This window comes from Amycolatopsis sp. YIM 10 (genome assembly GCF_009429145.1).
In the GTDB taxonomy this organism is placed as follows: domain Bacteria; phylum Actinomycetota; class Actinomycetes; order Mycobacteriales; family Pseudonocardiaceae; genus Amycolatopsis.
In genome coordinates, this window is record NZ_CP045480.1 from 9419739 (window position 1) to 9444290 (window position 24552).

A 24552-nucleotide genomic window follows, 5' to 3' on the forward strand; every position below is an offset into this window, starting at 1 on the left:
GACGCGCCCCGGGGCCCGCCCGGTACCGTGCAGCGCGTGCCGCACGACGTGTTGCCCCCAGACCCGTTCGCCGACGACCCGGACGATCCCGCCAGGGAGGTCGCCGGGATCGATGACGACGTGACCGAGCCGATCACCGCAGACGAGCGCACCGAACTGCTCGCCGACCTGTCCGATCTGGCCGTGTACCAGGCCCTGCTCGCCCCACGGGGAGTGCGGGGCATCGTCGTGGACTGCGGCGAATGCGACCAGCCTCACTACCACGACTGGCAGTTGCTCCGGGCCAGCCTGGAACAGCTGCTCAACGACGGGCGCATGCGCCCGCACGAGCCGGCCTTCGACCCGAATCCGGCCGACTACGTGAGCTGGGACTACTGCCGCGGGTTCGCCGACGGGGTCACGACCACCGAGAGCGCCTACTGAGGTAGGACGCGAAAAAGGCCCCCAGGCTGGCCTGGGGGCCTTTTTCGCTGTGCTCGTACGGGGTGCGCTCGTTACGGGGTGCCTGCCTCGGCGGGCAGGTTGCCCTCCACGGCGTTGCCCTGGTTGCCACCGGTGCCGGTGTTCGGCTCCGAACCGCTGCCCGAGCTGATCTCCGAGGTGGAGGTGGGCGGCGGGCTCGACGGCTCCGACGGGTTGGTGGTCGGCGCCGTGTTGTCCGGCGGCAACGTGGTCGGGATGTCCGTCGGCGGGATCTGCGGGCTGTCCACCGGCGGGGTGCCGGTGGGCGAAGTGCCCGTCTGCGAGGTGCCCGGCTCGGAGGTGCCGGGGTTGCTCGGCACCTCGGTCGTGGGGTTCTCCAGCCGGGCGCTGAGCTGCCGGTGCTGGGCCATCAGCTGGTCGAGGTTGTCCTCGACGGACACCTGCCGCAGCGCGGCCTGCGCGTCGTCGAGCGCCTTGCGGGCGTCGTCCAGCCTGCCCTCGCTGATCGCGATGTCCGCCGCGTTCAGCTCGCTGCGCACCTGGGCGGCGGCCTCGATGGAACGGGCGTGATCGGCGTAGAGCACCTTGGTCAGGCCCCACAGCGTGTCGCCGGGCTGGGCGTCACGCGCGGCGAGGCCGGTGCCGGTGAAGGCGATCGCCAGCACCGCCGCGGCCGCGGCCACCGGGACCAGCAGGCGGCGCTTGCGCCCCCGGTTCCCGTGCTTGTGGGCCAGCGCGGCGGTCTTCACCGTGACCACCGCGGCGTCGGTGTCGATCAGGTCGGGAATGGGCTGGCTGTCGATGTCACGCCGCCAGGCGAGCAGCAGCGCGTTCAGTTCCTGGTCTCCGAGTGCGTCCGCGACCTGGGGGTCGGACCCGCCCAGGGCGTCGAGCAACGCGTCGTCGGCCTGCACGGCGGACAGGTCGGGCACGGCGCCGGGCACATCGCCCGCCACGCCGTCCTGTTCACGCGGACCTTCGCGTTCGGTCACTCAGACCACCTCCTCAGCGGCCAGTACCTTGCGGAGCCGCGCGAGCGCGCGGTGCTGGGCCACGCGGACCGCGCCCGGCGTGGAGCCCACCGCTTCGGCGGTCTCCTCGGCGGACAGCCCCACGACCACGCGCAGGACGACGATCTCACGTTGTTTGTCGGGCAGGACCTGCAGGAGTTGCGCCATGCGCTGGTTCAGCTCGCCCTGGAGGGCGCGCTGCTCCGGGCCGACGCCGCCCTCGACCTCGTCGGGGACCTCGGCCACCGGCTCGGCGCGGTTCCGGGCCGCCGCGCGATGCGCGTCGGCCACCTTGTGCTGGGCGATTCCGTACACGAACGCCAGGAAGGGGCGCCCCTGATCACGGTACGAGGGCAATGCCGTGAGCACCGCGAGACACACCTCCTGCGCGACATCGTCCGCTGATGCGAACGAACGTTCCTGCCTGCCGACTCGGGCGCGGCAATACCGCACCACAAGGGGACGGATAGCGGCCAGCAGCCGCTCTACTGCCTGGGGGTCTCCCTCGACAGCGGCGGCGACTGGCTCGTCCAGTCCATCCCCCACATTGGCCATCGCAGACAACAGTCCCGGTGTTACGTCTAGGCGTGCAAAGAGCCCGGCGTGCGGCATTCGTCATCCCTCACGCCGGTGACACCCACCGTACCGTCCGGCACCGCTGGCGCTTGCTCACGGTCGTTCTCGGCGCGCCTCGCGGGGCGCGGCCGGATTCTCGCTACCCGGTCCTTCAATTTTCAACAACTTACAACGAGCAAGGACGGGGTGATGTTACAGCTGAGCACAAAATGTCCGGCGTCCTCCACTGGATGGAAGGAGGAGCCGGACAGCAGGTGACCCGGTGGGGTGGGGAGGTCGAGCGTTCGAGCTGGTCAGAGCTACTCAGGAGACCAGACCGCGGCGGAAGCCGTGGGCGACGGCCTGAGCGCGGTCGCGCACGCCGAGCTTGCGGAACAGCCGGCGGGCGTGGGTCTTCACGGTGTCTTCGGACAGGTACAGCTCGCGGCCGATCTGTCCGTTGCTCTTGCCCTGGCTCATTCCACGCAGAACCTGGAGTTCGCGCTCGGTCAGCTGGACGCCGGGGTCCGATGGCTGACGTGGCGCCGGTACCGAGGTGCTGGCGAGGGTGTGGGCCAGTGCGGCGACGAGTTCCGGGCGGGACGCGTCCCACCGGAGGTAGCCGCGGGCACCGCCGGCGATCGCGGCGGCGATGCTGCCCGCGTCGTCGGGGGCACCGAACACGATGACGTTGGCCTGGGGGTTCGCGGAGACGAGCCGTCGGGTGGCCTCCACCCCGGTCGGCACCGCGCGCTGGGTACCGACGAGCACGACGTCCACCGGCTGCCGGGAGTACCTGGCCAGCAACTCGTCACCGTGCGCTACGCAGTCGATGCGACTGACCCCTGGAACAGCAGACATCACGCGAGTAAGCCCTTCGCGGACACTGCGTCGGTCGTCGCAGATCAAGACCGTCGTCACGGGGTTTCCTTCCTGCAGCCGGGTGACATTCCATATCCCCTATCGGACGCTTTAGGCCCCACCTTGACACGATCCGGTGGCTTTTTTTGAAATGCTCTAGCCCGGATGTCGGTATCGGTGTGCGCGGTCGAGCCATCGGAGCCGCTCTCGCCTACTCCGGGGCTACACCGGCACCCAGGGTGATTCCCGTGCAAGCCGCCTCCCCCCAGGGTCTGCGCGCAGTAACACTGCGTGCAACACTGTATCCGCTCTGGATCGATACAGCTGACCATTCGCAGGAACCAAATCCGCGAAAATGAGGGCGGCGGGCCAGATAAGTGAGCGAATTTCATATTTTTCGGCCGCCATCCGGGCGTTTCGGACCAGATCGAGTGCCCGCTCCCGCCCAGCGGAATCCCCCACGCCGGTGAGGGCGGCGGCCAGCACCAGATCCGACTTGATCCCGTGCCGCACGGCACCACGCTCATGAGCGATCTCGGCCGCCTCCTCCGCGGACGGAACCGCCGCCGACGCGTTGCCGGCCGCCAGCTCGATCTCCGCCGCGACCCAGCCGGCCCTGACCCGCCCCCGCCACCCAGCCGACCCTGCTTTAGCCCGCAGAAGCCGATCCGCCCCCGTCCGCCCGTCCTCGCCCGCCGGAGCGCCCTCCGCCGCCCCCACCCGCGGAGACCGGGCCGACTCCAGCTGTCCGCCTTCCGGCAGCCCGCTCAGCGGAGCACCCTCCGCAGCCTCTGTTTGCAGAGGCCGCGCCGCCCCGGCCTCAGCCAGGGCACCCCTCGCCCCTTCTGCCCGCAGAAGCCGCCTCGTCTCCACCCGCTCGTCCTCAGCCGGCCCACTCACCGGAGCGTCCTCCGCCCGCAGGGGCGGCCCCGCCTCTACCTGCGGGTTCTCCCTCAGCGGAGCGTCCGCCCGCAGGAGCCGACCTGCTTTTGCCCGCAGAAGCCGCGCCGCGCCGAGGCGACCCACGCCGAGGTTGTCGGCGGCCAGGCCGAGCAGTCCATCGACCAAAGCGCCCTCGGCGTCCAGGCCGTCCGGATCCCGTTCACCGGACTTTCCAAGATCAGCTGTGGCCCATGTCACTGCCAGACCGTCGAAGGCCAACGCGGCCCCGTGCCCGCCCAGCTGCCGCCGGTGCGCGGCGAACGCCGCCGCCGCATGCGCCGCGACCATCCGGTCCTCACCCCGCATGAGCTGCTGGAACACCGTCGCCGCCGTCGCGTACCGCCCCTCGGCGCCGGCCACGATCCCGGCCAGCAACCGCACCCTCCCCGGCCCAGAACCTGCTTTTGCCCGCAGAAGCCGCCCGGCTCCGGGGTCGTTGCCGAAGGCGGCCTGACGCAGCAGTTCTTCCACCCGGTCAGTCTCGCGAACCGAGCAGCACGTACTCGACCCGGTCGACCGCGGCGGCCAGGTCGGCGAGCAGCTCGACCTTCGGCGGCAGGCCCCCGGCATCCCAGCCCGGCCCGCACGCGAACAGGCGGCTCCGCTGGCGCCCCCGCGCGACCCGCGAGAACAGGCGCGTGTCCGCCACCCCGGCCCGCCGCGCCCACAGCACCACGGCCGAGGGTGCGCCCCGCCGCACGGCGACGGCGAGCACTTCCGCGGGCATAGGCGTGGCGAACAACTGGGTGCCGACGCCCCGGCAGGCCAGTTCGGCCGCCAACGCGTACAGAGCGAGCCCGTCCCGCTCCTCCGGCACGCACGCGAGCAGCACCGGCCGGTGGTTGCGCGGCTCGTCGAGCACCGGGGTCGCACGGATCAGCGCGGCGAGCACGGCGTCGGTGAGCAGGTACTCGACTTCCGCACCCGCCGACGTGCCGCCGCCGCGCCACCGGTCGCCGAGCGCGGCCAGCACCGGCTGGATCACCCCCGACCACGCCGAGAGCACCCCCGCCCCCTCGATCACGTCGGTGAGCGTGCGCTGCACCGCACGCGAGTCGAGGGCCAGCGCCGCCGTGCTCAGCCGGCGTGCCAGCCGCGACTGCCCCGGCTCACCTGCTTCTGCGGGCAAAAGCAGCTCGCCGTCGGGGGTGTCGATGCGCAGGGAGGTGGTGGGCTCCGGGGCCGATGTGCGCGGAGGCGGCGGTTCGGCCGCCTTCGGCATGCGCTCGAGCGCGTATCGGGCAGCTTCGGCGGTGGACGTGCCCCGCAGCAGCGCCTGCTGCATCAGTTCGAGACGGCCGATGTCGGCCGGGCCGTAGCGACGATGCCTCCCGCCGACGTGATGGCTGGGCCCCAGCCCGTAGCGCCGGTCCCACGTCCGAAGCGTGGCCGGGGCGACACCGAGCCGCCGGGCGACGGAGGCGACGGGGAGGCTGGGTTCACCGGGATCGGGCTCGGCCGCAGCAGGCGCCACCAGATGGCCTGCTGCGTGACCTGAGTCGCCCTCGGATCCCACTCGCCCCAATATCCCGGCCGGTCAGAGGGGTGGCAAGCCGGGACTGTGCGGTCACTCACACATCCGGGGGATGCCTAACGGCTGAATCGGGCCGGATCTCTTGAACAAGTATTGGCGCGCTTCTAACGTTACGCCCGTTGCACCGAATGGAGTAGCGAGCGTTGTAGGAACTGCGGATTCCGGCGGCGAAATCCCGGATAGCGGAGGCGGTCACGATGGCAGACACGCGCAGGCTCCCTGGCCCCAACGCCGATGTGTGGGACTGGCAACTCGAGGGGTCGTGCCGGGGGATGGACAGCGGCTCCTTCTTCCACCCCGACGGGGAGCGAGGCCCCGCGAGGGCCAGACGAGAAGCCAAGGCGAAGGCTATCTGCCAGGCCTGCCCGGTGCTGGAGATGTGCCGGCGGCACGCACTGGCGGTGCACGAGCCGTACGGGATCTGGGGCGGACTCTCGGAGTCCGAACGCGAGAACATCATCAAGGCGGGCAAGCGCTCGCTGAGCCTGTCCAGCTCCTGAAACCGGCCTGGTGAAGGCGCTTCCCGCCCCCGGGAGGCGCCTTCGTCATTTCCGGCCGCTCGCGAACGCGGGCCAGGCGAGCATCGCGGAGTCCACCACGGACTTCAGGCTGCCCGCCTCCACCCCGTCCCGCGCCTGCACTGACAGTCCATAGAGGACCGTCTCGTAGAACAGCGCCATGGCCTCGGCATCCGCTTCCACCGCTATGTCGCCTTCGGACTGTCCACGGCGAATGCGGTCCAAGATGGACTGGTGGTTGCCGCGGCGCTGCTCGACCAGGAAGTCGTGCACCCCCTGGTTGGCCACCGCGAAGTTGGTCGCCGCGTGCACCACCATGCAGCCCGACGGCAACTCCGGTTCGGCGAACGCGCGCGCGTTGTCCCGCAGCATGCGCTCGATCGACTCGCGTGCCGTCGGCTCCTCTTCCAGCGCCCGGGCGGTCAGGCCGCCGTGGGTGCGGCCGTACAGCTCGACCGCTTCACGGAACAGGGCCTCCTTGCAGCCGAAGGCGGCGTAGAGGCTCGGCGCGTTGATGCCCATCGCCGCGGTCAGATCACCGATCGAGGCGCCCTCGTATCCGCGCCGCCAGAAGACGTACATGGCTTCGCGGAGCGCGGCATCCCGGTCGAACGCGCGCGGACGGCCACGAGGTGACATGCCCCACCTTCTGTAACAACCGATACAAAATCCCTTGACGCCTCATCCTACGTGCCGGTTTTATGTAGCGACCGATACAGAATAGGAGTGGGCATGAGCACACTGGACGGGCGCACGGCACTGGTCACCGGGGGCAGCCGGGGCATCGGCGCGGCGATCGCCACCCGGCTGGCGGCCGAGGGGGCGAACGTGGCGCTGACCTACACCAGCGCGGCGGACCGGGCGGCCTCGGTGGCCACGGCGATCGAGGGACTGGGCCGCAAGAGCCTCGCTATCCAGGCCGACAGCGCCGATCCCGCGGCGCTGACCGCCGCCGTCGACCAGGCCGCCGAAGCGCTCGGCGGGCTGGACATCCTGGTGAACAACGCGGGCATCTTCCCCACCGCGACCATCGAGGAGGTCAGCCTCGAGCAGATCGACCACACCTTCGCCGTGCACGTGCGGGCGGTGTTCGTGGCGGCGCAGGCGGCGCTGAAGCACATGGGCGAAGGCGGGCGGATCGTGACCATCGGCAGCAACCTGGCGGAGCGGGTGCCGTGGCCGGGGCTGAGCCTGTACTCGGCGAGCAAGTCCGCGCTGCTGGGACTGACCAGGGGCCTGGCGCGGGACCTCGGGCCGCGGGGCATCGCCGCGGTGCTGGTGCAGCCGGGCTCGACCGACACCGACATGAACCCGGCGAACGGCGACCACGCCGACGGGCAGCGGCAGCTCTCGGCCTACGGGGAGTTCATGAAGGCCGGGGACATCGCCGCCACGGTCGCCCACCTGGCCGGGGACGCGGGCCGCTTCCTGACCGGCTCGGCCGTCACCATCGATTCCGGCACCAACGCCTGACCTGCGAAACCTGCTTCTGCCCGCAAAAGCAGGTTCGGGGCAAAGCGGGCAAAAAGGAAGGGGCGGCACCCGCGTGGGTGCCGCCCCTTCCGGTACTGCTGGTGGTGCCTAGTGGGCGTGCCCGTGACCCTGGCCGCCGTCGCCTTCGTCCTCGACCGGCTTCTCGACCACGGAGCTTTCCGTGGTGAGCACCAGCCGGGCGATGGAGGCAGCGTTGGCCACCGCGGAGCGGGTGACCTTCACCGGGTCGACGATGCCGGCCGCGAGCAGGTCGGTCAGCTCGCCGGTGGCCGCGTTGAAGCCCTGGCCCCAGCTCTGCTCCTGCACCTTGGACACGATGACCGCGCCCTCGAAGCCGGCGTTGGTGGCGATCCAGTGCAGCGGCGCGGTGAGCGCGTCGCGCACGATGCGGACACCGGTCGCCTCGTCACCGGTCAGGCCGAGGTCGCCCTCGAGTTCCTTGACCGCGTGCACCAGCGCCGAGCCACCGCCGGGCAGGATGCCCTCCTCGACGGCCGCCTTCGTGGACGCGACCGCGTCCTCGATGCGGTGCTTGCGCTCGTTCAGCTCGGTCTCGGTGGCCGCACCGACCTTGATCACCGCGACGCCGCCGCCGAGCTTCGCGAGCCGCTCCTGCAGCTTCTCGCGGTCCCAGTCGGAGTCGGTGGTCTCGATCTCCTTGCGGATCTGGGCGATCCGCGCGTCGAGGTCGGCCTTGGTGCCCGCGCCGTCGACGATGGTGGTGTTGTCCTTGGTGACCTCGACGCGGCGGGCCTTGCCCAGCGCGCTCAGGTCGGCCTCGGCCAGCTTCAGGCCCACCTCGGCGGAGATGACCTCGGCGCCGGTGACGGTGGCGAGGTCGTCCAGGAACGCCTTGCGGCGGTCACCGAAGAACGGCGCCTTCACCGCGACCGCGGTGATGGTCTTGCGCAGCGAGTTGACCACCAGGGTGGACAGCGCCTCGCCGTCGACGTCCTCGGCGATGATCAGCAGCGGCTTCTTGGCCTCGACGACCTTCTCCAGCACCGGGAGCAGGTCCGCCAGAGCGGAGATCTTCTCGCGGTGGATGAGGATGTAGGCGTCCTCGAGGATCGCGCGCTGCTCTTCGGGGTTGGTGGCGAAGTGCGCCGACAGGAAGCCCTTGTCGAACTGCACGCCTTCGGTGATCACCAGCTCGGTGGCCAGCGTCGAGGACTCCTCGATGGTGATCACGCCGTCCTCGCCGACCCGCTCCACGGCCTCGCCGAGCAGGGCGCCGATGGTGGCGTCACGCGAGGTCACGGTGCCGACCTGCGCGATGTTGTCGCGGCCCTTGACCGGGGTCGCCTTGGCCTTGAGGACCTCGACGACCTTCTCCGCGGCGGCCTCGATGCCGCGGCCGACCGCGGTCGGGTTGGCGCCGGCGGCCACGTTGCGCAGGCCGACCTTCACCAGGGACTGCGCCAGCACGGTGGCCGTGGTGGTGCCGTCGCCGGCGACGTCGTTGGTCTTGGTGGCGACGTTCTTGGCCAGCTGGGCGCCCAGGTTCTCGAACGGGTCGTCCAGCTCGATCTCACGGGCGACGGTGACGCCGTCCAGGGTGATCGTCGGGCCACCGAACTTCTTGTCCAGGACGACGTGCCTGCCGCGCGGGCCGAGAGTGACCTTCACCGCGTCGGCGAGCTTGTTCACCCCGCGCTCCAGCGCGCGACGAGCGTCCTCGTCGAAACTGATCTGCTTGGGCATAGCGTTTTCCGCTTACCTTTCGAAGTGGTTAGAACGCACGGACGCCCCGGCTCCCCGGAAATCGGGGCCCCGGGGCGTCATGCGCTGCAGAGCGGACGTCAGTTGATGACGGCCAGCACGTCGCGGGCGGAGAGGATCAGGTAGTCCTCGCCGTTGTACTTGACCTCGGTACCGCCGTACTTCGAGTAGATGACGACGTCGCCTTCCTTGACGTCCACCGGGACGCGGTTGCCCTTGTCGTCGATGCGGCCCGGGCCAACGGCCAGAACCTTGCCCTCCTGGGGCTTCTCCTTGGCGGTGTCGGGGATGACCAGACCGGAGGCCGTGGTCTCCTCGGCCTCACTCGTCTGGACAACGATCTTGTCCTCGAGCGGTTTGATGTTCACGCTCACCGGGTTGACCTCCACGGGTCGGAAGAAAGCGTTGGCAGGTTTGAAGGTTTACGACTCCTACCACCCCCGCCGTCGCGGGTGCCGGGGCGTGTGCGGTGCCGTGCAATTAGCACTCTAGCCATGTGAGTGCTAGTCGCGCAAGGAGGGTCCGCTTGACGCCGGGCACCACCCCGTGCAACCGCACTGACCGGCGGCTTTGTTCCGCCGGGACGCGAAAGGAATTCACGGAGTGGTCATCCCGGACGGTTGTCCCGTTCGACGGCGGCGAAGTGCGATCGGGGGCGACAGCCGGTCCCCACCACCTTGTTGAGGAGTCATCCGTGTCGATGAGCACCCCCTCCCGGCGTTCCGTCCTGCTCGGCGGCGCCGGCGCACTCGGCCTGGCCGCCCTCGGCGCCTCCGGACTCGCCCGCGCGACCACCTCCGCCGGCGCGGGCCTCGCCGCCCCCGGTGAGGTGTTCACCCTCGGCGTCGCGTCCGGCGACCCGTACACCGACAGCGTCGTGCTCTGGACCCGTCTCGCCAGGAACCCGCTCGCCGAGGACGGCCTCGGCGGCATGCCCGTCCGCGGCCAGGTCGTCGAGTGGCAGATCGCCAAGGACGAGAAGTTCACCGACCTCGTGCGCAACGGCCGCACCTGGGCCAGCCCCGAAGCCGCGCACAGCGTGCACGTCGAAGCCGACGGCCTCGCGCCCGGCACCGAGTACTTCTACCGCTTTCGCACCGGCTCCGAGATCTCCCCGGTCGGCCGCACCCGCACCGCGCCCGCGCCGGGCCAGATGACCGACCTGACCATGTGCTTCGCGAGCTGCTCCCACTACGGCCAGGGCTACTTCACCGCCTACCGCCACCTCGCCAACGACGAGCCCGGCCTGATCCTGCACCTCGGCGACTACCAGTACGAATACGCCGCCGGCGCGAACGAGGTCCGCAAGGTCATCGGCCCGGAGACGGTCAAGCTGGCCGACTACCGCCTCCGGCACGGCCAGTACAAGACCGACCCCGACCTGCAGCTCGCCCACGCGACCGCGCCCTGGCTGGTCGTCTGGGACGATCATGAGACGGAGAACAACTGGGCGGACGAGGTCCCCGAGGACTCCTCGCAGACCCCCGGCGAGGCCTTCCTCGCCCGGCGCAAGGCCGCCTTCCAGGCCTACTACGAGAACATGCCGCTTCGCCGCACCGCCCGGCCCAACGGCATCGACATGCGCCTCTACCGCCGCCTGGCCTGGGGCGACCTGGCCACCTTCCACATGCTCGACACCCGCCAGTACCGCGACAACCAGGCGTGCGGCGACGGGGTGAAGGCCAACTGCGCCGAGCGGCTCGCGCCGACCAGGTCGATCACCGGCGCCGAGCAGGAGAAGTGGATCGTCGACGGGTTCAACACCTCCCGAGCCCGCTGGGACGTGCTCGGCCAGCAGGTGTTCTTCGCCCAGATCGACCTGACCCCCGGCGCCGCCGAGGGCTACAACATGGACGCCTGGGACGGCTACAAGGTCAACCGCGACCGCATCGCCGCCGCGATGGGCCACTCGGCGGTCCGCAACGGCGTCGTGCTCACCGGTGACGTGCACCGGCACTGGGCGGCCGAGATCAAGGAGACCTACGGGCAGCCGGACTCGAAGGGCGTCGGCGTCGAACTGGTCACCACCTCGATCACCAGTGGCCGCGATGGCAACGACGACCCGAACCAGGCGGTGCTCGACGAGAACCCGCACGTGAAGTTCCACCGCAACCGCCGCGGCTACATCCGCACCAGGTTCACCGCGGACGAGCTGCGCGCGGACTACCGCGTCCTGCCCTACGTGACCAAGCCGGACGCCCCGGTCAGCACCGCGGCCGGCTTCGTGGTCGAGGACCGGGTCCCCGCGCTCAACCCGGCCTGAGCCCGAACGGCCTCTTCCTGACGAGGTCCGCGCGGTGTTAGGTAGGTGCTCACGACATCCACCTAGCACTGGGGGCAAGTACATGCGGCGTACACCAGCACGCCTGGCGGTGTTGCTACTGGCGGCGGGCGCGATCTCCGTGCCCGCCGCCCAGGCGGCACCGGCCGATCAGCAGCGGCAGCGGGACTTCGCCGCCGCGGCGGCCGAATTCGGGGTACCGCAGGACGTCCTGCTCGGCGTCTCGTTCCTCGAGTCCCGATGGGACACCAACGCGGGCACGCCGAGCACCTCGGCCGGGTACGGCCCGATGCACCTCACCGACCTGCGGACCGCGGGCGTTGGCACGCACCACGACCAGGGCGGCGAGGACCCGCGCGGGGACGAGTCGCGGCCACCGCTGCACCCGGAGGCCGGGCCGCCCGCGCCGCCACCGGATTCGCTGCAGACGCTGGACACCGCGGCCGAGCTGACCGGAGTGGACACCGCGACGCTGCGCACCGATCCGGCGCAGAACATCCGCGGCGGCGCCGCGCTGCTGGCCGCCCACCACCGCGAGACCGGTGACTGGTACCAGGCGGTGGCCAAGTACAGCGGCAGCAAGGAACCCGGTGCGGCCACCGCTTTCGCCGACGAGGTGTTCAGCACCATCGCGACCGGCGTGGAGCGGGTCACCGACGACGGCCAGCGCGTCAGCCTCGCACCGACGCCCGCCGCCGCACCGAAGGGCGTGCCGGCCGCGGCCGGGCCGGTCGAGTGTCCACAAGGGATCTCCTGCGAGTGGATTCCCGCGCCGTACCAGGAAATCCCCGGCGGTTACGGTAACCACGACAAGGCGGACCGGCCGAACAGCCAGAAGATCGACTACATCGTCATCCACGACACCGAGGGCTACTGGAACGGTGTGCTGGACCTGGTGCAGGACCCGACCTACGTGAGCTGGCACTACTCGCTGCGCTCCGCCGACGGCCACATCGCCCAGCACGTGCCGACCAAGGACGTCGCCTGGCACGCCGGTAACTGGTACGTCAACGCGAAGTCGATCGGCCTGGAGCACGAGGGCTTCGCCGCGAAGGGCACCTGGTACACCGAGGCGATGTACCGGACCTCGGCGAAACTGGTGCGGTACCTGGCAGGCAAGTACGACATCCCGCTGGACCGCGACCACATCATCGGCCACGACAACGTGCCCGGCCTGAGCCCGGCCAAGATCAAGGACATGCACTGGGACCCGGGCCCCTACTGGGACTGGACGCACTACTTCGACCTGCTCGGCGCCCCGTTCGATAGCACTGGACGCGCGGACACCGGCTCGGGCGACTGGCGGCCGAACACCGGCATGGTGACCATCGCGCCCGACTTCGCCACGAACAAGCCCGCGTTCGAATACTGCGAGAAGGACGTGCCGCTGTGCCCGGCTCGCGGGTCCACTTCGGTCATCCTGCGCACGGAACCGCGGGCGGATGCCCCGCTGCTCAAGGACATCGGGCTGCACCCGCAAACCGGACAGTCCACAATGCACGTCTCCGACATCGGCAGCCGGGTGGACAGCGGGCAGCAGTACGCGGTCGCCGAGGTCAAGGGCGACTGGACCGCGGTCTGGTACCTCGGCCAGAAGGGCTGGTTCCACAACCCGTCGAACGCCACCGCGAAACCGGTGCAGGGCAAGGTGGTCACGCCCAAGTCCGGCGCCGTCCAGATCTGGGGCGGCGCATACCCGGAGGCTTCGGCCTACCCGGAGGGCATCACCCCGCGTGACTTCGTCCCGCTGCCGTACACCATGCCGGCCGGGCAGCGGTACACGCTGGGCCTGACCACCGGCTCGGAGTACTACTACGCGGTCAACTTCGACACCGCGGACCACCAGGTGGTGCGGGGCAAGACGAAGTTCGTCCAGGTGCAGTTCGGCCACCGGATCGCCTACGTGAAGGCGGACGACGTCCGGATCCTGCCCTCCTGGGCACCCAACTAGCGGCTGCCTGGGGACCGGCTCAGACCGAGACGGTCCCCACCGGCAGCGCCGGATTGGCCGCGAAGTCCAAAGAGGACGGTTTGACCCCGGCGGCCACCACGTGCGCACCGAGCGCGGCGATCATCGCCCCGTTGTCCGTGCACAGCCTCGGCCGCGGCACCCGCAACTCGATCCCGGCCTGATCACACCGCTCCTGAGCGAGCGAGGAAAGTCGTGAATTCGCTGCCACACCACCGGAAATGACGAGCGTGCCGATTCCGGCTTCCTTCGCCGCACGGACCGCCTTCGCGGTCAGCACGTCGGCCACCGCTTCCTGGAACGAGGCCGCCACGTCGTCGACCGGGATCTCCTCGCCCCTGCGCTCGGCGCCTTCCACCCAGCGCGCGACGGCGGTTTTCAAGCCAGAGAAGGAAAAGTCGTTCTTCGCGTCGCGCGGTCCGGTCATCCCGCGCGGGAAGGCGATGGCAGCCGGGTTCCCGGCCTTCGCGGCCTTGTCGATCGGCGGGCCGCCGGGGTACGGCAGGCCGAGCACCCTGGCCACCTTGTCGTAGGCCTCCCCGGCCGCGTCGTCCACAGTGGACCCGAGTTCGACGATCGAAGCGGCCACGTCGTCCACCCGCAGCAACTGCGTGTGCCCACCGGAAACCAGCAACGCCAGGCAGGGCTTGGGCAACGGGCCGTGCTGCAGGGTGTCCACCGCGATGTGCCCGGCGAGGTGGTTGACCCCGTAGAGCGGCACGTCCAGCGCGACCGAGTAGGCCTTCGCCGCGGCGACGCCGACCAGCAGCGCACCGGCGAGGCCGGGTCCGGCTGTCACCGCGATGGCGTCCACATCGGACATCTTCAGCCCGGCGTCGGCGAAGGCGCGTTCGGTGGTCGGCACCATCGCTTCGAGGTGCGCGCGGCTGGCCACTTCGGGCACCACGCCGCCGAACCGCGCGTGCTGGTCGACGCTCGACGCGACCGCGTCGGCGAGCAGCTCCACGGTGCCGTCGTCGTGCAGCCGGACCAGGCCGACGCCGGTCTCGTCGCACGAACTCTCGATGCCCATGACGATCCGGGCGCCCATCAGCCGGCCTCCTCCGCGGCCACACCCAGCGGTGGCCGCACCATCGTGTAAGCGTCCGCACCGGACGGCTGGTAGTAGCGCTTGCGCACGCCGAGCTTGGTGAAGCCGTGCTTCTCGTACATCGTGATCGCGACTTCGTTGTCCGTGCGGACCTCGAGCAGCACCGGCGCGCGCAGCTCGTCGGCCTTGGCCAGCAATGCTTCCAGCAGCGCCTTGCCGATGCCCTTGCCCTGGTGTTCCGGGGCGACGCCGATCGTGTGCAGGCTCGTTTCGTAGTCACCGCGCGGGCCGACCACGGCCAGGCCCGCGTAACCGAGCAGCTCCTGGCCCTCGTAGGCGCCGAGGTAGTACGCGCCGGAGTCCAGTTCGGACCGGAACGCGTAGGCGCTCCACGGGCTGTCGCCGGGGAACAGGATCTTCTCGATCTCCACGCAGCGCCGGATGTCGCCGCGGCGCAACGGCTTCAGCTCCACCGTCACGGCGTGGTCACCCGCTTGCGCGCCCCGGGTTCGACGGCGTCCGGGCGCCGCAGGTAGAGCGGGGTCATCGGGGCGGGCTCGGCGCCGGACCGCAGCGCCTCCCGCGCGGCCGTGACCAGCCCGAGCGGCGACGGGTACTCGGGGGTGAGGACCCGCAGCCCGGTCTTCTCGGCGAAGTAACCCGCCGCGGCCTTGGCCGTGGTGGTGAGTTCGGCTGGACTCTGCACAGCGGGCTCGCCAACGCGCTTGCCCTCGGCGTCGTACTCGGCCCAGTAGACCTCGCGGCGGCGCGCGTCGGTCACCACGAGGAACGGCTCGCCCGGCACGACCTCCGCGGCGATCGCGTCGAGGCTGCACACGGGGTGGACCGGGATGCCGAGGCTGTGCCCGAGCGCGGCGGCGGTGGCCATGCCCGCGCGCAGCCCGGTGAACGGCCCCGGCCCGGCTCCGCAAACGATTGCGCCCAGGTCGCGGAGGCTGGTTCCGGCGGCCTGCACGGCGTCGAGCACGTGCGGGGTGAGCAGTTCACCGTGGGCGCGCGCGTCGATGGTCACCCGCTCGGCGGCGAGGGCCAGCGAATCGGGTTCGAGTTGGACGACCCCGGCGGTCACCGCGGGCGTGGAGGTGTCGACGGCCAGTACTAACACGGTTCCCCAGCCTACGACTCACCCGACCGGGGCCCTCGCGCAGGCAACCCGCACCGGCCGGGCACGTCTGGATCAAGTGAAGAGTTGACCGATCGCCGGCCGGGCGGGTCAACCGCGAACGAAAGGGAGTTCATGTCCACGCTGCGCCGAGCACTGATCGCCTCCACCGCGACCCTCGCACTGACCGCGGGCACCGCGAGCGCGGCCCCGACCGGTTCGTTTCTCAGTCTGGACAAGGAGATCGTGCGCGCGGGCGAGCAGGTGCGGGTGGTCGCCGGGTGCGGGGTGGAGGGCCTGAACCTGGTCGGCTCGACCGCGTTCGCGCCGACCGGCCAGGACGGGCCGTACACCGGCAACGGCGGGGTGGCGGTGTTCACCGTGCGCTCGTCGGCGCTGTCTTGGGGCACCGCGACCGTGCGGGCGGACGCTGTGCCCGGGGTGCACCAGGTCAGCGAACGCTGCGGTGGCGGGCATGCGGGTAGCCGGGAACTGACGGTCATCAGCTAGCGCGATCGGGGTGGTCGATGTCCACGGTCACGGCCACCCCCGAGGACGAGGCGAAGGTCGCCATGCGGCCGTCGAGGTTGATCTCGGTGAACGGATTGCAGTCGGCCAGACACACGATCCAGACCGGTTCGCGTTCGGCGGTGATCCGGCCGAAGACCCCTTCCGAGCCGTGCGCCCCATCCCCAACGAACAGCGAGCCGCCGGTCGATGAGCCAGCCGCCTGGAAGCGGTTGAGCTGCGCACCGCCGGGCAGCACGCCATCGAACTGTGAGCCGCCGGGCAGAGCGCCATCGAACTGTGAGCCGTCGGGCAGCGTGCCGTCGGGCAGCGTGCCGTCGGGCAGCGTGCCGTCGGGCAGCGTGCCGTCGGGCAGCGTGCCGTTTAGTTGCGAATCGCCGGGCAGGGGGCCGTCGGGGAGGGTGCCATCAGGGAGAGCGTGCTCGCGCGAGATGTCGACGTGGGTCATCCAGTCGGGGTCCGCCGCGAGCAGGTCGAAGCACGGGCCGAGCACCAGCCCGCCGACTCGTGCCGTCGCCTCGTAGGCGGTGCCGTCGGCGAGGTAGAGCGCGTCCGCGATGGGCAGCGTCAACTCACGCCAAAGCCGGGCGAGTTCAGTCCTCGCCCGGTTCATCCGGGTTCCAGGACAGCAGGCGCACCTTCGCGACCGTGCGCAGGTGTCGCTTCATCGCGGCCGCGGCAGCCTTGGGGTCGCCGAGGCTGATGCCGTCGAAGATGCGGTAGTGCTGGGCGAGCGAGCGCTTCGGCCGCCCCGGCTGGTGCAGCGACTCGGTACGGCTCTCGGCGATCTGCTCGGCGATCGAGGTCATGAACTCGGCGAGGATGGGGTTGCGCGCGGCAGCGGTGACCGCGGCATGGAACCGCCGGTCGCCCTCGATGCCCTGCTCGCCGTTGTCGATCTCCTCAGCCATGTACCGCAGGGCGTCCTCGAGCGCGTCGAGGTCCTCCTTGGTACGACGTTCGGCAGCGAGTTCGGCGAGCTTGGTCTCCATGGCCTCGCGTGCCTCGAGCACGTCGGGCAACCGGCGCCGCCGCTCGACGAGTTCCTCGACCGGTTCGAGGTCCAGCTTGGCGCTGGTCAGGTAGGTCCCGCCGCCGTGGCGCACCTCGACCAGACCTTGCACGTCGAGCACCACAATGGCCTGCTTGACCGACGCGCGGCTCACGCCGAGCCGCTGCGCCAGTTCACGCTCGGCGGGCAGCTTGTCCCCGGCGTCGAGGCCGGACTCGACCACGTACTCCCGGATGCGCTGGACCACCTGCTCGTACAGGCGCGGCCGCGCCATCGGGCGCAGTGCGTCGGACCCCATGAATCCCCTCCGGGCGACCGTGGACCTGGACTTCGAGCCTAACAGCCGGTGACCGGGCTTCTACCCAAAAACAGGCCTATTGAAGGAGCCAGGTGGCGGCGAAAGGATTGGACAAGTGGCTGAGCCACTCAGCCACTGAGCCACTAGGCCATCGACCCACTCGGCCACTGGGCCACCTAGCCATTGAACCACTGAACCCCTCTGCCATCGAGCCACCGAGTCGCCAATCGCTTGGTCACCGGGTAGCCGAGGCGCCGATTGCACGATCGCTGAGCTGCCCAGCCGCCAATCACTTTGTTCGCAGAGCCGCCGAACCGCCGACCGCTTGATCGCTGAGCTGCCGAACCGCAAGTTGCGGGGTCGCTGAGCTGCCGAGCCGCGAGCTGCGGGGGCGCCGAGGTGCCAAGCCGCGAATTGCGGGGTCGCTGAGCTGCCGAGCCGCGAGTTGCGAGGTCGCCGAGGTGCCGAACTGCGGCTTGCAGGGTCGTCGAGGTGCCGAGCCAGGGAATCAGTCCGCTTGATCGCTGAGCCGCTGTGCTGGTGCGCTGGTGTGCTGATGTGGCTCGTGTTTCGGAGTCTCTTGAAGCTTGCGTTCTCGTCCGCCGAGGCGCCTGGACGCCGGCCGCCCGTTGACCGCGGCTCTTGACAGGGTGATCCAGCGCACCGCAAAGTGGACTAGCCACTAGGCCACTGAGCCACCAAGTGGACTGGCCACTCAGCCACTGCGGCGACCAATGACGGGAGCCCTGATGTCCGCCGAGCTGATCTCGATCCTTGTTCTCGTGGTGATCTTCGTGGTCGCCACCACCAGATCGATCAACATGGGGGTGCTGGCCTTCGCGGGCGCGTTCGGCGTCGGCACGCTGGTGGCCGGTCTGGACGCCGACGGCATTTTCGCGGGATTCCCCGGGGATCTGTTCGTGGTACTGGTCGGCGTCACCTACCTGTTCGCCATCGCCAGGGCCACCGGCACCACGGACTGGCTGGTGCACGCCTCGATCCGCCTGGTCGGCGGCCGACTCGCGCTCATCCCGTGGGTGATGTTCGCGGTCACCGCCGTACTCACCGCGATAGGTGCGGTCAGCCCGGCCGCGGTCGCCATCGTCGCGCCGATCGCGCTCGGGTTCGCCTCCCGCTACGGCATCAGCCCTCTGCTGATGGGCGCCCTGGTCGTACACGGCGCCCAGGCCGGCGGCTTCTCCCCGATCAGCGTCTACGGGTCCACTGTGAACAGCATCGTCAGCCGCGAGAACCTCGCCGGCAGCGAAACCGTGCTGTTCCTGGCCAGCCTCGCGGTCAACCTGGTCATCGCCGCGATCCTCTTCGTTGTGCTCGGCGGGCTCAAGCTCGGCCGCACCCGGGTCACCGCCGAGGACGAGACCGAAGAGGTGCCCAAGCTCACCCCGGCCCGGATCGCCGTGCTGGTCAGCCTGGTCGCGCTGGTCGTCGGCGCGCTGGTGTTCGACCTCGACGTCGGCCTGACCGCGATCTCGCTGGCCGTGCTGCTCAGCGTGTTCTGGCCGGAGACCGGCCGCAAGGCCGTCGGCGAGATCACCTGGCCGACCGTGCTGCTGATCTGCGGCGTGCTCACCTACGTTGGCGTGCTCCAGGAAATGGGCACGATCGACTACGCGGGCAACGCGGTGACCGGCGTCGGCGTGCCGCTCCTCGCGGCGCTGCTGCTCTGCTACATCGGCGCGATCGTCTCCGCCTTCGCCTCGTCGGTCGGCATCATGGGCGCGCTCATCCCGCTGGCCGTGCCGTTCCTCGCCCAGGGCACGGTCGGCCCGATCGGCATGATCGCCGCGCTGGCCGTCGCGGCCACCGTGGTCGACGTCAGCCCGTTCTCCACGAACGGCGCACTCGTGCTGGCCAACGCGAAAAACGTCGACCGCGACACGTTCTTCCGGCAACTGATGGTCTACGGCGGCATCATGGTCGTGGTGGTCCCGGCCGCCGTGTGGCTCGCCCTGATCGTGCCCGGCTGGGGCTGACCCAGTACTACCGAGGAGGTTCCGCGTGCGTTTGTTCCCCGCCCTGGAAGAGGCTTCGGGCAAGGAAGCCGTCCGGTTCGGCGACCGTGCCCTCAGTTACGCCGAGCTGTCCGCCGTCGCCGGCACCCTCGCGACGAGCCTGCGCGAGCTGCCACCGGGGGCGAAGGTGGCGGTGTGGGCGACCTCCACGCTGGAGACCACGGTCGCGGTCGTCTCGGCGTTGCTGGCCGGGGTGCCCGCGGTGCCGATCAATCCCAAGATCGGTGAGCGCGAACTCGAGCACATCATCGCCGACAGCGCGCCAGCGCTGGTGCTCGCCGAAGCGGAAGCCAAGCTGCCCGCGGGCCTGGAAGGCTTGTCGCGCAAGGATATCGAGCTGACCAGCGGCGAGGTCGAGCCGCTGCCCGAGCCCGATCCCGAGGCACCGGCGATGATCGTCTACACCTCGGGCACCACCGGACCGCCGAAGGGCGTCGTGCTCCCGCGTCGCGCCATTTCGTCCACATTGGACACTTTGGAGGACGCGTGGCAGTGGACCGCGGACGACGTGCTGGTGCACGGGCTGCCGCTGTTCCACGTGCACGGGCTGATCCTCGGCATGCTCGGACCGTTGCGGCGCGGCGGTTCGGTGATCCACCTCGGCAAGTTCTCCACCGCCGCCCTGGCCACCGAACTGGCCGGCCGCGGCACGATGATGTTCGGCGTGCCCACCATGTACCACCGCATCGCCGGTGAGCTGGAGACCAACGAGGCACTCGCGTCGGCGCTGCGTGGCGCGCGGCTGCTGGTCTCCGGTTCGGCCGCATTGCCGGTGCATGACCACCAGCGCATCACCGCGGCCACCGGCCAGCAGGTGATCGAGCGCTACGGCATGACCGAAACCCTGATGAACAGCAGCGTTCGCGCGGACGGCGAACGCAAGCCCGGCACGGTCGGCGTGCCGCTGCGCGGGGTGGACGTGCGGTTGGTCGACGACTCCGGTCAGACCATCGAAACCAGCGACGGCGAGACCGTCGGCGAGATCCAGGTGCGCGGGCCGAACCTGTTCACCGAGTACCTGAACCGCCCCGACGCGACCGCGGAGGTGTTCGACGACGGCTGGTTCCGCACTGGCGACATGGCCACCCGCGACGCCGACGGTTACCTCCGCATCGTCGGCCGCAAGGCCACCGACCTGATCAAGAGCGGCGGCTACAAGATCGGCGCCGGCGAGATCGAGAACGCGTTGCTGGAGCACAGCGGCGTCGCCGAGGCCGCGGTCACCGGCGAGCCTGATCCCGATCTCGGCGAACGCATCGTCGCCTGGATCGTGCCGGACGGGCCGAAGCCCGCGGAACAGGACCTGGTCGACCACGTGGCGCGACTGCTCACACCGCACAAGCGCCCCAGGGTGGTCCGATTCGTGGAATCGTTGCCACGCAACGACATGGGCAAGGTGATGAAGCGAGCCCTCGGTGCCTGAGCGACTGTCGGCCCGTGCCGTGATCGAGACCGTCGCCACCGGTTTCGCCGAGTTCGACACCGGACCGGCCGAGTATTCCGAAGTGGACGGTCCGATCGGCTGGCCCGGTTACGACGAGGCGCACGCGAGAGCGGCGAAACGCACCGGGGAAAGCGAATCCGTGGTGTGCGGGCGGGGCCGCATCGGTGACATCGACGCGGCGTTCATCGCCTTCGAATTCGGTTTCCTCGGCGGCTCGATGGGCGGCCGGACCGGCGATCGGGTGGAAGCCGCCTTCATCCGCGCACGGGAATTGCGGCTACCACTGGTTTTCCTGGTCGCGACCGGCGGCAGCCGGATGCAGGAGGGCATGCGCGCGCTGTCCCAGTTGCAACGCGTCGCCAAGCAGATCGCGTTGACCCGAGCCGCCGGATTGCCCCAGGTCGCGGTCCTCCGCGATCCGGCAACCGGTGGCGGCTGGGCGACATTGGGCTCCGGGGCGGACGTGACGATCGCGCTTTCCCAGGCGCAGGTGGGTTTTGCCGGTTCACGAGTCCGCCCACCCGGTGACGCACACGCCTACACCGCGGAAGGGCAGTACGAATCGGGTCACGTCGACGCCGTTGTCGAACCGGACGAGTTGCCCGGCGTGCTCGCTTCCTGGCTGCGCCTGCTCGCCGGACCGCCTGCCGTCGAAGTCCCGGTTCCGGCCGCACTCGGCCGGAAGGAACTCCCGGAAACCGGCTGGGAAGCAGTGCGGCATGCCCGTGCGGCGGAACGACCACGAGCACAGTCCTATTTGGATTTTTACTTCGATGAGCGCGAGGAGATCAGCGGAGACCTTTGCGGTGGCCGGGATTCCGGAGTTCTTTGCGGCTTTGGCAAACGCAACGGGGAAACCATCGCCTATGCGGCTCAAGGCGGTACGCCGACCCTGCCCTCCGGATTCCGCACCGCGGCTCGGCTGGTCTCACTCGCTGACCGCCTCGGGCTGCCCGTTCTGACCATTGTGGACACGCTGGGCGCGGCCAATGACGACGTCGCAGAACGTTCCGGCGCGGGTCCGTCGATCGCGGAGTTGTTCCTCGCGGTGGCGGGTGCGCACGTGCCGATCACGTCGCTGGTGATCGGCGAAGGCGGTTCCGGTGGCGCTCTCGCGTTCGCCGCACCCGGGCGGACGTGGATGACGCCGGACAGCTATTTCTCGGTCACCTCACCGGAAGCCGCGGCGTCGATCCTCAAGCGCGACCCGTCGGAGGTGCCGGAAACGGCGAACCAGCTGCGTCTGCGACCGCAGGACGTGGTCGAACTCGGTGTCGCGCAAGGCATCGCGCCGCACGTGGAGGACAGCCGATGAGCCTGGTCGAACTCGACGCGGTGGAGCTGGCCGAGAAGATCCGGCTTCGCGAGGTGTCGTGCACCGAGGTGATGGCCGCATACCTGGACCGGATCGAGGAGCACAACCCACGGCTCAACGCGATCGTCGCGCTGCGTGATCGTGGCGAGCTGATGCGGGAAGCCGCCGAACGGGACAGCGAGCCGTACCGCGGTTGGTTGCACGGGTTCCCGCTGGCGGTGAAGGACCTCTCGGCCGCGGCCGGACTGCCGTGGACGTTCGGGTCGCCGGTGTTCGCCGATCAGATCGCCGAGCACGACGACCTCTTCGTGCGGCGGATGAAGGACGCGGGCGGCATCGTCATCGGCAAGACGAACGTGCCCGAATTCGGGCTCGGCTCGCAAACGTACAACCCGGTGTACGGGCCGACGCGGAACCCGTTCGACCATTCGCGCACGCCGGGCGGCAGCAGCGGGGGCGCCGCGGCGGCGGTCGCGTCGCGGATGCTGCCGGTCGCCGACGGCAGCGACTACCTCGGTTCGCTGCGCAACCCGGCGGCGTTCACCAACACCTACGGATTCCGGCCGTCGCTGGGGCGCGTGCCGTCGACCTCGTTCGTGGCGCAATTGGACACGGCCGGGCCGATGGGCCGGACCGTCGCCGACGTCGCCGCGCTGCTGTCGGTGCAGGCCGGGCCGGATCCGCGTGCCCCGCTGGGCATCGCCGAGGACCCGTCGATGTTCATGCCGCCGCTGACCCCGCGCGACTTCCGCGGCACGCGGATCGCCTGGGTCGGGGATTTCGACGGGTACCTGCCGATGGACCCCGGCGTGCTGGACGTCTGCCGGGGCGTGTTCGCCGGGTTCACCGAGCTGGGCTGCGAGGTGGTCGACGCGGTGCCGGACTACCCGATGGACCGGGTGTGGCGGGCGGTGCTGACCTGGCGCGGGTTCAACGTCGCGGCGAATCTGGGGTCGCTGTACCGGATGCCGCGGGATCAGCTGAAGCCGGAGTTGGTGTGGGAACTCGAGCAGGGACTCGCTTTGTCCGCTGCCGACCTCGGCCCGGCTTCGCTGGAGCGCACGCGATGGCTGGACGCCCTGCTGCGGTTCTTCGAAGATTTCGACTTCATCCTGGCGCCGAGCGCGCAGGTGTTCCCGTTCGACGTCGACACCCCGTGGCCGTCGACCGTCGGCGGGCGCGAGATGGACACGTACCACCGGTGGATGGAGACCGTGGCGCCGTGGTCGCTGGCCGGGGTCCCGGTGCTGGGCATGCCGGCCGGCTTCAACTCCGACGGCCTCCCCATGGGCGTCCAGCTGATCGGCAAACCCCGCGCCGACCTGGACGTCCTCACCCTCGCCGACATGCTTTTGCCCGCAGAAGCATGAGGGCCAGGTCAGGGGTGGGTTTTAGGATGGCGTTGATCGTCTGAGCCTGAGGGAGCCGTCCGCATGCCGCTGAATTTCGACCTGTCGCCGGAGCAGCTCCGGAGCTACCAGGGCACCAATCCGCGACCCGCCGATTTCGACGGTTACTGGGAGAAGGCCCTCGCCGAGCTGGACGCGACCGAACCGCAGGTCGAGATCACGCCCGCCGAGTTCTCGGCGCCGTTCGCCCGCTGCGAGGACCTGGAGTTCACCGGCGTCGGCGGTGTCCGCGTCCACGCGAAGCTCGCCCGGCCGCTGACGGACGCCGAAGGCCCGGCCGTGCTCTTCTTCCACGGCTATAACGGCAGGTCAACGCCCTGGACCGAGCTGCTCGCGTATGTCGCGCGCGGGCAGACCGCCGTCGCGATGGACATGCGCGGCCAGGGCTGGGGCGCGACGGCCACGGGCTGGGCGGTGAGCAACCAGCTGCTCCTTGGCCTCGAAGAAGGCGCCGACCAGCTGCACATGCGGCACGCGTTCCTCGACACGGTCCGCCTCGCGCGCACGGTGATGGACCTGCCCGGCGTCGACCCGGGCCGGATGGCCACCACCGGGCACAGCCAAGGCGGCGCGCTGAGCCTCGCGTGCGCCGCGCTCGAACCACGGATCGCGCTGGTCGCGGCGGTCTTCCCGTTCCTGTCGGACTACCAGCGTGCCTGGGAGCTGGCCCTCGGGGAAGCGCCGTACAACGAGATCACCACCTGGTTCCGCAAGCGTGACCCGCTGCATCTGCGCCGCGAGGAAATCTTCACCCGACTCGGGTACATCGACATCCAGCACCTCGCTCCGCGTGTCCGGGCACGGGTCGACTGGACGGTCGCGCTGGAGGACGTGGTGTGCCCGCCGTCGACCCAGTTCGCCGCCTACAACAAGCTCACCGGACCCAAGTCGCTGCGCGAGTACCCCGACTTCGGCCACGAGGACCTGCCGGGCATCGAAGACGCCCTGTACACCGTCCTCCACACCCTCTGACCAGGGAAACATGCTTCTGCGGGCAAAAGCAGGGCGCCTGCTTCTGCCCGCAGAAGCA

The 24552-nt window shown here is 70.1% G+C and carries 24 protein-coding genes; 11 read left to right on the forward strand and 13 right to left on the reverse strand.

The genetic code is table 11. From position 1 onward, the window contains the following. Positions 1 to 27: 27 nt before the first annotated feature. On the forward strand, positions 28 to 423 hold the full coding sequence (locus tag YIM_RS43590) for a DUF5319 domain-containing protein (protein WP_194239944.1): 396 nt from the start codon (positions 28 to 30) through the stop codon (positions 421 to 423). A 71-nt stretch (positions 424 to 494) separates the two neighbouring features. On the opposite strand, the gene YIM_RS43595 is transcribed toward YIM_RS43590, so the two are convergent. The 5 genes from YIM_RS43595 to YIM_RS43615 all read right to left on the reverse strand — a co-directional run bounded on the left by YIM_RS43595 (position 495) and on the right by YIM_RS43615 (position 5265). After that, entirely contained in the window at positions 495 to 1415 is a 921-nt protein-coding gene (locus YIM_RS43595) for an anti-sigma-D factor RsdA (RefSeq protein ID WP_153035929.1), read from the reverse strand. Then, positions 1416 to 1988: a sigma-70 family RNA polymerase sigma factor gene (locus tag YIM_RS43600; protein WP_153035930.1), complete on the reverse strand. Its 573-nt coding sequence runs from the start codon at positions 1986 to 1988 to the stop codon at positions 1416 to 1418. Between the two features lie 324 nt (positions 1989 to 2312). Beyond that, positions 2313 to 2909 (reverse strand): response regulator transcription factor, encoded by a 597-nt coding sequence (locus YIM_RS43605; protein WP_003073605.1) that lies wholly within the window; start codon positions 2907 to 2909, stop codon positions 2313 to 2315. Positions 2910 to 3071: 162 nt separating this feature from the next. Further along, a complete protein-coding gene (locus YIM_RS43610) occupies positions 3072 to 4262 on the reverse strand; it encodes a hypothetical protein (RefSeq protein WP_153035931.1) in 1191 nt (396 codons plus the stop codon). Positions 4263 to 4266: 4 nt separating this feature from the next. After that, positions 4267 to 5265 (reverse strand): MerR family transcriptional regulator, encoded by a 999-nt coding sequence (locus YIM_RS43615; protein ID WP_153035932.1) that lies wholly within the window; start codon positions 5263 to 5265, stop codon positions 4267 to 4269. Between the two features lie 257 nt (positions 5266 to 5522). On the opposite strand from YIM_RS43615, the gene YIM_RS43620 reads away from it, so the two are divergent. Further along, positions 5523 to 5825: a WhiB family transcriptional regulator gene (locus YIM_RS43620; protein WP_194239946.1), complete on the forward strand. Its 303-nt coding sequence runs from the start codon at positions 5523 to 5525 to the stop codon at positions 5823 to 5825. A 45-nt stretch (positions 5826 to 5870) separates the two neighbouring features. On the opposite strand, the gene YIM_RS43625 is transcribed toward YIM_RS43620, so the two are convergent. Further along, positions 5871 to 6482: a TetR/AcrR family transcriptional regulator gene (locus tag YIM_RS43625; RefSeq protein WP_153035934.1), complete on the reverse strand. Its 612-nt coding sequence runs from the start codon at positions 6480 to 6482 to the stop codon at positions 5871 to 5873. A 93-nt stretch (positions 6483 to 6575) separates the two neighbouring features. Here YIM_RS43625 and YIM_RS43630 point away from each other — a divergent pair, with 93 nt between their 5' ends. Next, positions 6576 to 7316, forward strand: coding sequence for an SDR family NAD(P)-dependent oxidoreductase (locus tag YIM_RS43630; RefSeq protein WP_153035935.1), 741 nt, complete (start codon positions 6576 to 6578; stop codon positions 7314 to 7316). Between the two features lie 108 nt (positions 7317 to 7424). Here YIM_RS43630 and groL read toward each other — a convergent pair whose 3' ends face one another. Together groL and groES are read right to left on the reverse strand one after the other, a co-directional pair. Then, positions 7425 to 9041 carry a chaperonin GroEL gene (groL, locus tag YIM_RS43635; RefSeq protein WP_153035936.1) on the reverse strand — a complete coding sequence of 539 codons (1617 nt, stop codon included), beginning with the start codon at positions 9039 to 9041 and terminating at the stop codon, positions 7425 to 7427. 98 nt (positions 9042 to 9139) lie between these two features. Then, the gene (gene groES, locus YIM_RS43640) at positions 9140 to 9433 is read right to left on the reverse strand and encodes a co-chaperone GroES (protein ID WP_026360373.1); all 294 of its coding nucleotides are present in this window, start codon (positions 9431 to 9433) and stop codon (positions 9140 to 9142) included. A 326-nt stretch (positions 9434 to 9759) separates the two neighbouring features. Between groES and YIM_RS43645 the strand changes: the two genes are divergently transcribed. Both YIM_RS43645 and YIM_RS43650 read left to right on the forward strand, forming a co-directional pair. Beyond that, on the forward strand, positions 9760 to 11322 hold the full coding sequence (locus YIM_RS43645) for an alkaline phosphatase (RefSeq protein WP_153035937.1): 1563 nt from the start codon (positions 9760 to 9762) through the stop codon (positions 11320 to 11322). 82 nt (positions 11323 to 11404) lie between these two features. Further along, the gene (locus YIM_RS43650) at positions 11405 to 13291 is read left to right on the forward strand and encodes an N-acetylmuramoyl-L-alanine amidase (protein WP_153035938.1); all 1887 of its coding nucleotides are present in this window, start codon (positions 11405 to 11407) and stop codon (positions 13289 to 13291) included. Between the two features lie 19 nt (positions 13292 to 13310). Here YIM_RS43650 and tsaD read toward each other — a convergent pair whose 3' ends face one another. From tsaD to tsaB, 3 genes are read right to left on the reverse strand one after another with little or no spacing between them, the layout of a single operon-like run. After that, complete coding sequence (tsaD, locus tag YIM_RS43655) at positions 13311 to 14360, reverse strand: tRNA (adenosine(37)-N6)-threonylcarbamoyltransferase complex transferase subunit TsaD (RefSeq protein WP_153035939.1); 1050 nt, start codon at positions 14358 to 14360, stop codon at positions 13311 to 13313. Beyond that, positions 14360 to 14833: a ribosomal protein S18-alanine N-acetyltransferase gene (gene rimI / locus YIM_RS43660; RefSeq protein ID WP_153037641.1), complete on the reverse strand. Its 474-nt coding sequence runs from the start codon at positions 14831 to 14833 to the stop codon at positions 14360 to 14362. Before rimI ends, tsaD begins: the two co-directional genes overlap by 1 nt. 2 nt (positions 14834 to 14835) lie before the next feature. After that, the gene (gene tsaB, locus YIM_RS43665; RefSeq protein WP_153035940.1) at positions 14836 to 15486 is read right to left on the reverse strand and encodes a tRNA (adenosine(37)-N6)-threonylcarbamoyltransferase complex dimerization subunit type 1 TsaB; all 651 of its coding nucleotides are present in this window, start codon (positions 15484 to 15486) and stop codon (positions 14836 to 14838) included. Between the two features lie 132 nt (positions 15487 to 15618). Here tsaB and YIM_RS43670 point away from each other — a divergent pair, with 132 nt between their 5' ends. Next, positions 15619 to 15993: a hypothetical protein gene (locus tag YIM_RS43670; protein WP_153035941.1), complete on the forward strand. Its 375-nt coding sequence runs from the start codon at positions 15619 to 15621 to the stop codon at positions 15991 to 15993. On the opposite strand, the gene YIM_RS43675 is transcribed toward YIM_RS43670, so the two are convergent. Then, entirely contained in the window at positions 15986 to 16624 is a 639-nt protein-coding gene (locus YIM_RS43675) for a hypothetical protein (protein WP_153035942.1), read from the reverse strand. The two genes, YIM_RS43670 and YIM_RS43675, sit on opposite strands and share 8 nt — an antisense overlap. After that, positions 16605 to 17321 (reverse strand): FadR/GntR family transcriptional regulator, encoded by a 717-nt coding sequence (locus YIM_RS43680; protein ID WP_153035943.1) that lies wholly within the window; start codon positions 17319 to 17321, stop codon positions 16605 to 16607. Before YIM_RS43680 ends, YIM_RS43675 begins: the two co-directional genes overlap by 20 nt. A gap of 749 nt (positions 17322 to 18070) precedes the next feature. On the opposite strand from YIM_RS43680, the gene YIM_RS43685 reads away from it, so the two are divergent. The 5 genes from YIM_RS43685 to YIM_RS43705 all read left to right on the forward strand — a co-directional run bounded on the left by YIM_RS43685 (position 18071) and on the right by YIM_RS43705 (position 24494). Further along, positions 18071 to 19315, forward strand: a complete 1245-nt coding sequence (locus YIM_RS43685; protein WP_153035944.1) for an SLC13 family permease — start codon at positions 18071 to 18073, stop codon at positions 19313 to 19315. A 25-nt stretch (positions 19316 to 19340) separates the two neighbouring features. Then, positions 19341 to 20777: an acyl-CoA synthetase gene (locus tag YIM_RS43690; protein WP_153035945.1), complete on the forward strand. Its 1437-nt coding sequence runs from the start codon at positions 19341 to 19343 to the stop codon at positions 20775 to 20777. Then, the gene (locus tag YIM_RS43695) at positions 20770 to 22113 is read left to right on the forward strand and encodes a carboxyl transferase domain-containing protein (RefSeq protein WP_153035946.1); all 1344 of its coding nucleotides are present in this window, start codon (positions 20770 to 20772) and stop codon (positions 22111 to 22113) included. The genes YIM_RS43690 and YIM_RS43695 overlap by 8 nt, the downstream gene beginning before the upstream one ends. Continuing rightward, the gene (locus tag YIM_RS43700; RefSeq protein WP_153035947.1) at positions 22110 to 23483 is read left to right on the forward strand and encodes an amidase; all 1374 of its coding nucleotides are present in this window, start codon (positions 22110 to 22112) and stop codon (positions 23481 to 23483) included. The genes YIM_RS43695 and YIM_RS43700 overlap by 4 nt, the downstream gene beginning before the upstream one ends. Positions 23484 to 23546: 63 nt before the next feature. Beyond that, the gene (locus YIM_RS43705) at positions 23547 to 24494 is read left to right on the forward strand and encodes an alpha/beta fold hydrolase (RefSeq protein WP_153035948.1); all 948 of its coding nucleotides are present in this window, start codon (positions 23547 to 23549) and stop codon (positions 24492 to 24494) included. Positions 24495 to 24552 lie beyond the last annotated feature (58 nt).